The 9872-nt window shown below is 32.3% G+C and carries 8 protein-coding genes; 6 read left to right on the top strand and 2 right to left on the bottom strand.

Translation table 11 applies throughout. The annotated features are described in order from the left end of the window. Positions 1 to 458: 458 nt before the first annotated feature. Positions 459 to 1595, bottom strand: a complete 1137-nt coding sequence (locus CO726_RS29665) for a hypothetical protein (protein WP_099686683.1) — start codon at positions 1593 to 1595, stop codon at positions 459 to 461. Between the two features lie 908 nt (positions 1596 to 2503). Between CO726_RS29665 and CO726_RS29660 the strand changes: the two genes are divergently transcribed. Further along, the gene (locus tag CO726_RS29660; RefSeq protein WP_099686682.1) at positions 2504 to 2812 is read left to right on the top strand and encodes a hypothetical protein; all 309 of its coding nucleotides are present in this window, start codon (positions 2504 to 2506) and stop codon (positions 2810 to 2812) included. Between the two features lie 174 nt (positions 2813 to 2986). Here CO726_RS29660 and CO726_RS29655 read toward each other — a convergent pair whose 3' ends face one another. Further along, positions 2987 to 3592 (bottom strand): MerR family transcriptional regulator, encoded by a 606-nt coding sequence (locus CO726_RS29655; RefSeq protein WP_099686681.1) that lies wholly within the window; start codon positions 3590 to 3592, stop codon positions 2987 to 2989. Positions 3593 to 4177: 585 nt separating this feature from the next. On the opposite strand from CO726_RS29655, the gene CO726_RS29650 reads away from it, so the two are divergent. The 5 genes from CO726_RS29650 to CO726_RS29630 form a co-directional block, all read left to right on the top strand. Further along, positions 4178 to 4513 (top strand): cell division protein FtsZ, encoded by a 336-nt coding sequence (locus CO726_RS29650; protein ID WP_099686680.1) that lies wholly within the window; start codon positions 4178 to 4180, stop codon positions 4511 to 4513. A gap of 26 nt (positions 4514 to 4539) precedes the next feature. Beyond that, positions 4540 to 5847, top strand: coding sequence for a plasmid replication protein RepX (gene repX / locus CO726_RS29645; RefSeq protein ID WP_000918311.1), 1308 nt, complete (start codon positions 4540 to 4542; stop codon positions 5845 to 5847). Between the two features lie 438 nt (positions 5848 to 6285). Further along, positions 6286 to 7572: a replication-relaxation family protein gene (locus tag CO726_RS29640; protein ID WP_099686679.1), complete on the top strand. Its 1287-nt coding sequence runs from the start codon at positions 6286 to 6288 to the stop codon at positions 7570 to 7572. Between the two features lie 191 nt (positions 7573 to 7763). Then, a complete protein-coding gene (locus CO726_RS29635; protein ID WP_099686678.1) occupies positions 7764 to 8150 on the top strand; it encodes a hypothetical protein in 387 nt (128 codons plus the stop codon). Between the two features lie 17 nt (positions 8151 to 8167). Next, positions 8168 to 9872: type IV secretory system conjugative DNA transfer family protein (locus tag CO726_RS29630; RefSeq protein WP_483860605.1), on the top strand; the 1705-nt coding region annotated here is incomplete at its 3' end.

Here is a 9872-nt window from a genome sequence, read left to right as displayed (position 1 = left end):
TAATTAAATATAAATAATCACAAGTATTTTATATACAAACAACAAGAAATATATATAACTAAACTCAATTATTAATTATAAAGAGATTCAGCAAACACCTCTAAAGCCTTGTATTACATACGTTCCTTGCTATTAAGATAAATTCACTATCGTAATATCCCCAATACATACAAGTTCTACATCATAGAAACCACAAATTAAGAAGTTAAATACCATATTACTCAGAATTCACAAGGTTAGAATCATATTACTAAGATAACCACAAGTATTGAATCGAATTATAAACAAACTGAATCGTAACGAAATATAGCATAAATCGATTACATACTTCCGTAAAAATGCTAATAGATATATTGTCCTAAATAAAAAAGCATGTCTTCAAAGTAAAGAACATGCCAAATAACCCTTGCTTTTAAGTAATTTTTTAACAAGGGCTACCGTATATTTTTAAAAAAAAATTAAATAAATTCCGGATAATCACCATGTTGCCTATGGTAATTTGTTCTTATCTCGATACTTTCTTCTACAGACAAACTTTTCTCAGTAAAATAAGTCCAGGCTTCTCTAAACTGTACGCGCATGAATGCTGGAATAGAGAATATTTCTTGCTCTTTCATACAACTTTCAACTTGATCTAATGCATAAGTCATTGCGTAAATTAGTAATTCACTTTGTTTTTGTTTTGTTGGTAAATAAATCGCGATATCAACAATCTCTTGTCTAAATGCAGTCATTATATTTTCTTTATCTTTTTTTCGTAAGGCCTGTCCCATGTGTTTTAAACGAGACACCGCTTCTTTTCTGCACTTTGCTACTGGTCTATGTAATTCTTTTTTATCATTTTCAATAACACAATTCGAAGAAAAAATGACATTGAACTTTTCAATAATAACTTGTTGTACCTGCCTTCTAACACGTGTAATACGAGACTCACTTGGTTTCTTATCTTTAGGATCTACAGCATTGAATTTAATAATAGGCTTTACAATCTCTATGTATTGTCGCACTTTCTTTGCATTACGCTTCAACTTTTCCTTTAGAAAAGCCATTTTTCTCGTAATCTCGAACTCTTCAATCTTGTGCTTATAATGTTCCATACCAATTTTTCTCGAAAATGTGTTGATTAATTCTAAAAGAAACATAATTCCTCTATTATCTCGAGCCTTTACAAGGCTACTTAGTATAGTTGTTTGAATTAAATAAAATGGAATACGGAAATACGATAACGATATACCTGTCATGTTTGCAGTTTCTGCAGTAGTGTGGTTATACAACGCATAATCTACAATTTCATATACAGTACGATTTCCAACAGGTGTTTCTTTTACGAGTCTACGCTCCAAACAAACTTGAAACCCTGTATAAATTGTTGTGTAGGGAATCCCACTTTTCTTAGCAAGATCCATTATTTGAAATTCACGTGGTAGCATTCCTATATCATTGCATTCAAAGTGAAGCAAGATGTAAGTAGCTAAAGCTGAAGATGGTAACTCTTTTCTTTCATTTTCTAGTTTTACGATGTTTAATAGTCCATCAAAAAATTTAACCCCATGAACTTTAAAGTTCTGTTGGGAAAAAGCCATTTGCGTATGCATAATGTTGCTAACTCCTTTCGAAAGAGCAGAAAAAGGCACTGTCATACCACGGATACAAAAATACTACTCTCTTAAAAGAGTAATACTTGTATAACAACGGTAAACAATGCCTAAAATTACGCAAGAAATCCCCTTTTTAAGTTGCACAAATACATAAGATACAGTAAAATTATCTTATAATTTCATGCAAAATAAAAAGGTTTATTGGCTTTGTTTACCGCGGTCGATTGAAAATTTCTTTTGGGGATTTTGTGCGGTGTACCACAATGAAGTAGTTGGCGCTACTTCATTGGGCTGATGAACCTTTTTTTGCTTTATTATATTTTATTTTTTTATTATAAAAATATTTAATTATTAATAAATTTATATCTAGAAAAATACAAAAATATTAAAGTAACTACATCATATATAGTTTTTTTCGTGGTTGCAAGGTGATTTTTTCGAAAGTATGACCTTTTGCTAACTGACTATGTTTAAATAACCACCACTCAAACACCTCGTTGAGCGCCGTTCAATCAAAAGTCAATTCACAATAAGCAAGAACAACTTAAATATCCACTGATCAACTACCTGATTGCCGCTCAATTAAAAGAATTCACATCACCAAAGGACATAAGTAGTATATTTTCATCAATCGCCCTTTCGATCAGTCGACTAATCGTCAGTCACCCATATATAATATACACCATTTTCTTCTATATGTTGACTGGTGATTGATTGGTTGACTTAATTATATTAAACCAAGTTGTAATCAGTCAATCAATCACCAGTCACTCGTATAGTTATTTTTAAGGTGAACGGCCAGTGAGTGATTGAGTGGTGGTGTGGGTTTTAAATACGAATACACTGTGCATTTCAAATGAAGTTACTGACCTAGCAAACTCTTTGTATATTATAGGAGGATATAAATGAAGAAAGTTGATTTAATACCAAAACCATTTTTCGAAACTTTGGGGGAACACGGTACAACTTATTTCGTATATGGATATAGAGTTGCGAAACCTAAGTTACATTTAGGCAAGTTCAATTCATTAAAAGAATCTAGACAGTTCATCTACACATATGATTATAAAAACCCTCAATGGCTAAATACAAACGGAGACATTAACGAATATAACAATAAACCATCAAGATCTGAAAGTGATAATAAATGGTATAAGGGCGTAGTTGAAAAAGAGTATAAAAAGTATGCTGACTTTAAAGATTGGAAGATATAGAATTAGAAAACTCTTTGTATAGTAAAATAGCAAAGCAAAATATACCTAATTTCTATGATTATTATAAGTTTAAACCAATAGTTGTGAATGAATCATATTGATTATCAATGAACTAAGCTTTTGAAATGATATTAAGAATAGGAAAAATAAAAAGACTATCAAATGATAGCCTTTTTATTTTTTTCCAAAAAGCTTAGAGAAAAAGCCGCCTTTTTGTTCAGTATTCTCTTGTCGCTGAGCATTAGCACTTTTTTGTTCTTGAATTAATCGTATAGTACTCATTAACTTTTCGTCACGTTCCTCTAATCGCTTATTGATTCTATCGAAATTATCCTGACTTTGTTTAGCCACAGCGGCGAAGAATTCCATGTTTTGCTTTGATAATTCGGCCGTCACTTTAGCTGTAACTTCCTCCGTAATCTTTTCTGTTAAAGCCTCAATCAAATCTGTATTTATCTGTTGTGCTTTAACTAGCGCTGTTTCTTTTGACTCATCATCGCCATCAACATATTCAGCATCAACATTACGAATAACTGTAGGATCCATATCTAAAAGCCCCACAATCTCGTGCTTTTTCTTAGACTCTGAATAATAATGTTTAATCTTCTTTACTGTATCAATACTATCCTCATGAACATATTTAAGTTGGCGTTCTTTTTTTATGTTCAAGTACTCATCAAAATCATTTAACCATCTACGAAGAGTACTTTCAGGTATATCAAGCATGGTTGCTACCTCAGATACTCGATAATAACCATCGCTTAACTGTTCATCAATCATTTGCTCACCACCTAACTATATGATGCTTGTCCTATATACATTATATAAAAATTCTATAGAAACTAAAAGCACACCTTTGTAGAATACATAAAATATCATGTTTTTTTACTCCTGATCACTCAATCGTTCACTGCTCATTTATTTAGCTACATATCAATAATATCCATGTTATCGAGCGGTGATTAGTCGGGTGAGCGTGATTAACACTTGATTATGTACAAAATCACCTTAAAATTCTGTGAACCGAACTAAAAATTTTACATGGATTTTCACTTATTAAGATGCATCTTTTATAATCATTACGTATTCATTACAGCATTTATTACCGTAATAAATGCGTAACAATTAAAATATTAAATACGGTAATTATTACGGAAGTATTTAAAGTATTGATTTAATAAGATTCTTGATTATCATCCGTAGATGTATTATAGTTAGTACATACGATACTTCGGAAATATATACCGAAGTATTTACGGCTTTTATAACGGTATTAAATTCCGTATAATTATCTTGTCTTTTTGTACCTATAGATAAAATTTATTATTTATTAAAGGTGGTGTGAAATTATTGTCTAATATATCAATGAGTAGTAGTGAAATTATTGATGTGCTTTGTGAGAATTTAAATGAAGGGATTTGGGCTTTACGTGTGCTATACGCCGAGGGCGCAATGAACAAAGAAAAGTTATGGGATTATATCAACCAATATCATAAAGACTATCAAATTCAGAATGAAAAAGATTATGAGGGTAAAAAAATACTTCCATCGCGATATGCTTTAGATATTATGACTGCAAGACTTGAAGGAGCAGGGTTAATATCTTTCAAAGCAATAGGACGTGTTCGAATTTATGACGTAACAGATCTAGGAAATGTTTTAATTAAGGAACTGGAAAAACGAGTTGAGAAAAACAACTAAAATATATATTTGAGGAGGATATACATATGGCAGGCAATTTTTCAGAAATCGAAAGCCAAGGAAATATTAGTTTGAAATTTGGATTCTTAGGACTAGGTATGGGTGGATGTGCAATCGCAGCAGAGTGCGCAAATAAAGAAACACAAATTAAAAATAACAAATACCCATATCGTGCGATTCTTGTTAATACAAATAGTCAAGATTTTAATAAAATTGAGATTAAAAACACAGGGAACGTCCGTAAAATACAGTTAGAAGGATATGAACAGGGTGCAGCTCGTAATCCACAGGTTGGTGAGGAAGCATTTGTAAAGCATGAAGCAAAGATTTTCGAAGCAGTAAAACAGGAATTTGAAGATCGTGATTTTATTTGGATTACGTGTGGTCTTGGTGGAGGAACAGGAACTGGAGCTCTATTAAAGGCAATTGAAATGCTATATGAACATGATTACAATTTTGGATTATTACTGACTTTACCACGTGATGCAGAGGCTTTAAAAGTATTAGAAAACGCAACTTCACGCATTCGTAGTATTGCTATGAACCAAGAGGCTTTTGGTTCAATTGTATTAATAGATAACGCTAAACTATATAGAAAATTCGAAGAGGAAAATCCAAGTGCTTTAGCAAACGAATATACTAGCTATAGTAACAAATATATTGCTGATGCGTTACATGAGATTAACTTAGTTACTTCTTCATTTACACCGTTTTCAGATACACATTTTGATGCGAGTGAATTTGCTCAAGTAATTAATACACCAGGCGTTTTATCATTAGCAAAACTAGAACTAAAATCAAATCAATTAGACACTGAAAACCCGCTAGGTTACTTGACTCAATTAGGGAATGCACTAGAAAAAGGTGTTTTATACGATACAGAAAGAGAAGAGCTAGAAAGTGCTAAAAAGAGCGCGCTATCTATCGTTACATCACCGCTACGAGCAGGGCGATTATACAACTTCTCATTCCTTAACCAAATGGAAAACTTCTTAAAAGAAAGAACTCCATATGTAGATGAACGTCCTATAGCTCCATATGTTAATAAACATACAACAAAAAAAGAAGAGGATATAGTAAAATTCTATTCAGTTGTTGCTGGACTACCATTGCCAAAACGTGTGAGTGATATTATTGATGAGATTACGAGAATTAAAGAAGAACGTGAGCAAGCTAATTCTAAGAAATCAAATGCTGTTTTAAATAAACTTTTTGCATTTGATGATTCAGTTCAAGAAGAAAAACCAAAAAAGAAAAAATTGAATTTTGGTGCTGAACCTGAAGTAGAAGTTGCTGACGATTCACAACCAGCAAAGAAGAAATTATCATTCTAAACAAAAGACCGACAAATATAATTTTTGTCGGTCTTTTTCTATTTCAATAGCAATAAAAAACTACAATGAACCAATAAGATATCTATTATATTTTCTGCATGTTTAACACGGATTTATATAATGTGACTGCTTAAATAAAATTGTTAGGCCGTCCTAACAATTTTATACCTATACTTTACCCTTAAAAAAAGTGTCAGGTTAAAACATGTCCTCCGTCCTAACAATTTTAAAAGAGCTAAAAGACCCTATAAATCAATGTTTCTAGCGGTTTATTAGGAAGAGAAGCAATCCAAACTTCAGCGTACAAGTTTTGGTATCTAAATTAGCGCAAATTCACATTGAATTTTTCATAATTTACAACTGAATTTTGCTGTAATAAGATATATAGAAATGGCTGTTATTTAATTAGACTAAATTCAGGTTACGGAGTTGTATATAATGGATAATAAAACGTATAAATATACAAGTAAGGGTACGCAAAAATCTTTCCGTTTAAAAGAGGCTGACATATTTGTATTTACATTTTTATATTACAAAAGGTATCTTACTACACGACAAATTACTCAACTGTATAGCGCATTTGAAGGTAGAGAGTTTTCAGAGGATAGTGTGTTTGCAAAACTTAATCGTTTTTCAAAATATGGTGCTATCCTGACTAAGAAAATTGATAAAAGAGACGATAGTATAACCAGACGTGCAACATTCTCCTTAAAAGATAGAATGGTTGATTACCTGCAAGAAATAGGGAGGATTCCTGTAGGATCTTCAAAGCGTAGATATTCTTCTTCAATCTCAATGCATACACTTTGTTCACGAGAAGTATTAGTACGTACACTTTTAGAAGTGTCGAAAAAGACCCATACAAATAAGATATTAAAAGAGCTAGATATACGATCATATCATCAAAAGCAAAAGAAAAAAGAAATTGAAGATGCAGGTTTGCCCTTAATTCCCGATGAACACATTTCATATCATGATAAAAATATCTACATTGAAATGGATATGTGTAAAGAAACCAATGTTACCTTAGTTGAAAAGGTAGGGAAGTATATTGAATATGCAAAAAAAACCAATGAGAATATAACTGTTGTTTTTGTTATGTATGACAAATCGATGTTCCTTAAAGAAGATGCCGAACCACCATACGTCAGGATAAAAAACCTCTTATTTTCTATGCGAGAGTATCATGAACTTCTAATGAATCTACCAAATTTAAATATGCACATCTGCTCTTTGAAAGAAGCTGGAGATGTTATTTCAGATATCATTCTAGGAATAGATGATAATCAAAACTTTGAACAAGATATTCTTTTACCTTTATCTCAACGTACAGTAGGAGATGCCGATTGGCGTTATGCATTTGTTGAAAAAGTTCAAACGTTTAAAGAACCGATAGAGGGCGGCCTTCGACGAACGTATAGGAGAGATAAAGATGTTATCCAGGATTTCTTCTTTATTTTCGGAAATGAAAATGATTACCGGATGATTGCTAGACTAGACGATGTTGTATTTTCAAGAAGAGAAGGAGACGAAGGTGTTCCACTTGTTGTTATTTATCCGAAACGTGAAAAACCTAGAGATATTCTTTTAATGGACACTTATGACAACGTGCTGCTGCTATCCCTCCAAAATGAAAGTATCATTATAGACGTGGATGAACAGATTATGGCACGCACTGCAAATAACATTCATCCAAAAAGACGTAAACTTGTAGAATTATATTAATCCATAATTTTTCATATACTTCTATACAATTTTATTGATTTTTATTTTTTAAGGTGTTAGAATAACGTTTGAACATATAATCAAAACTACAATCAAATCAGAACATATGAAATTAAGGCAAGCGACACACGCTGTTTTTACAGTGGGTGTCGCTTGCCTTTTTTTATATGGAGAAAGGTGGAAAAATGAATATGAATTTACAATTGGCAACAACTACTAATGGGGGAGTACTCTCTGCAAGAGAGGCGTTTAAAGATCCGGAATTAGTCTTAAAACACATTACCGAAGAGGGGGCAACGTTTAATGTTTCTCTACAAGATATCCAAATTCCAGGAAAGCCGAATTACTTTTGGTATGATGTCATAATTGAAACGGCAACGAATAAAAAAATAGAAGTAAATATTGCAGTACTTTCTCAAGAAGAATACGACCAACTATGCGAAAGAAATAGCATTGATTTATATTTAAAACAAACCGAAGATGCAGCGAAATTCTTTTTAGAAAAATCAAAAGAACAATTTAAACAAGAATTCAATAATCGATTTACACTCCATCATAAAGCTCAATTATATCTGTAAAAAGTAGGTGAGCCTATATGGAGACATTTAAACAACGATTACCTCTATTTACTACAGTTGGTTTAATTAGCGGGTTTATTCTTTCATTTGGATGCGGTTTAGTAAACTATATAAAACTACTTTACTATGCATTTGAACCACCGTCTTATCCTATAGAAATTACATATGTACCGCTCATTTTAATGTTCTTCTCCTTGCTGCTAGGAGAATTTAGTTTTAGGTTTTACAGCCGTATTCCTGCTTTACATGTGAAGAACGGGAAGTTAATAATTTTAATTGCTTCTCATATTGCAGTTGATATTCAATTTTTATGGTTTGCAACTGCACCTATTCACGCAAAAGTTATCCCTTATCTTACGGATAAATCAAAACATGTTAATTTTGGGGAGTATGAAGCCATAGGTCATGTTTTAACAGGGAATTTCCACACGCTTACCATGATATTTGTATTTTTACCAACAGTATTTATGATCTTGTTTACACTTTGGTATAGTGGCCATATTGTTCGTTACCGAGAAGAAATATTAAAGTGGGTACAAAAATACGAATATAAAAATCACAAGTTACAAAAATGGTTTAATAGCCAAGAAGAACAAATATACCCTGATGTAGAAATTGGACCACATATTGAGCATAAAGAAATGGTCCGGATTAAGGGAAAAGATAGAACGCTAAATGGAATTATTATTGGTCCAATTGGTTCTGGTAAAACATCAAGTTTAATTATTCCCATGATTAATCAAGATTTACACTGGATGGTACGTTTTATAAATAAGTTTGAAACAGCGTATAAAAAGAATGATTATGATACAGAAGAAGTAAAAGGAACATTTTTAAATGGTGTTACTGTTATTGAGCCGAGTAATGATTTATGTCAAAAGGTATTTAAATTGGTACAAGCACATAAGATTCCTGAAAGCTCGGTTTACTACATTGATCCTACTAATCCTGATACCAAAAATATAAACATTTTGCGGGGACCAGTTGATAAAGTAGCAGAAGTTTTCGCAATGGTTATTCAAGGCTTGTCTGAATCTAACAATGCATTCTTTGAGCAAGCTCAACGTAACCACCTTAAACAACACATCTATTTATTAAAGCTTCATAACCCGCAAAAAGATGTCACTTTTGACGATTTAATAAGCATGTATGACGATGTAGAGCGTGTTCACCGTATGCACAAACTATTAAAAATACAGGTCGAAAAGTTATATGATTTTGTTCAAAGTGGAGCAGCGTCACGTGACCAAAAAAACGAATATCTAATTATAAAAGGAATTGACGAGTGGTTTGATAATACCATTCGCGAAAAAATGGACAATCAAGGAGAACCTGCAACTTATAAATCTGGTAAATATCGTGGACAACCGATGCATTATGATAGGGAAGAAGAATATGTTAAAGGACTACGAAATATTTTAAAAGACCTTGCATCAAACGTTCTAATACGACGGGTTTTATTTGGAAAATCCGATTTCGATTTTGATGTCCATTTGGAGCAAGGTGGCATATTACTTGTGAATACTGCTAAAGGGGAATTGGCAGACCTTTCAAACGTATTAGGAAAATTTGTATTGTTAAGTATGCAGAATGCGGTATTCCGTAGGGAGCCGAACGTGTCACCTTACCATCACATTATTGTCGATGAGTTTCCGGATTTCATTGTGCGCCCGTTTAAAGAATTCCCTGCACAATCTCGTAAATATAAAGTAATTCTCACAA

Source organism: Bacillus fungorum, assembly GCF_002746455.1.
GTDB lineage: Bacteria > Bacillota > Bacilli > Bacillales > Bacillaceae_G > Bacillus_A > Bacillus_A fungorum.
Note: the sequence above shows the minus strand (reverse complement) of the source record. Positions and strands in the feature narration are given on the sequence as shown.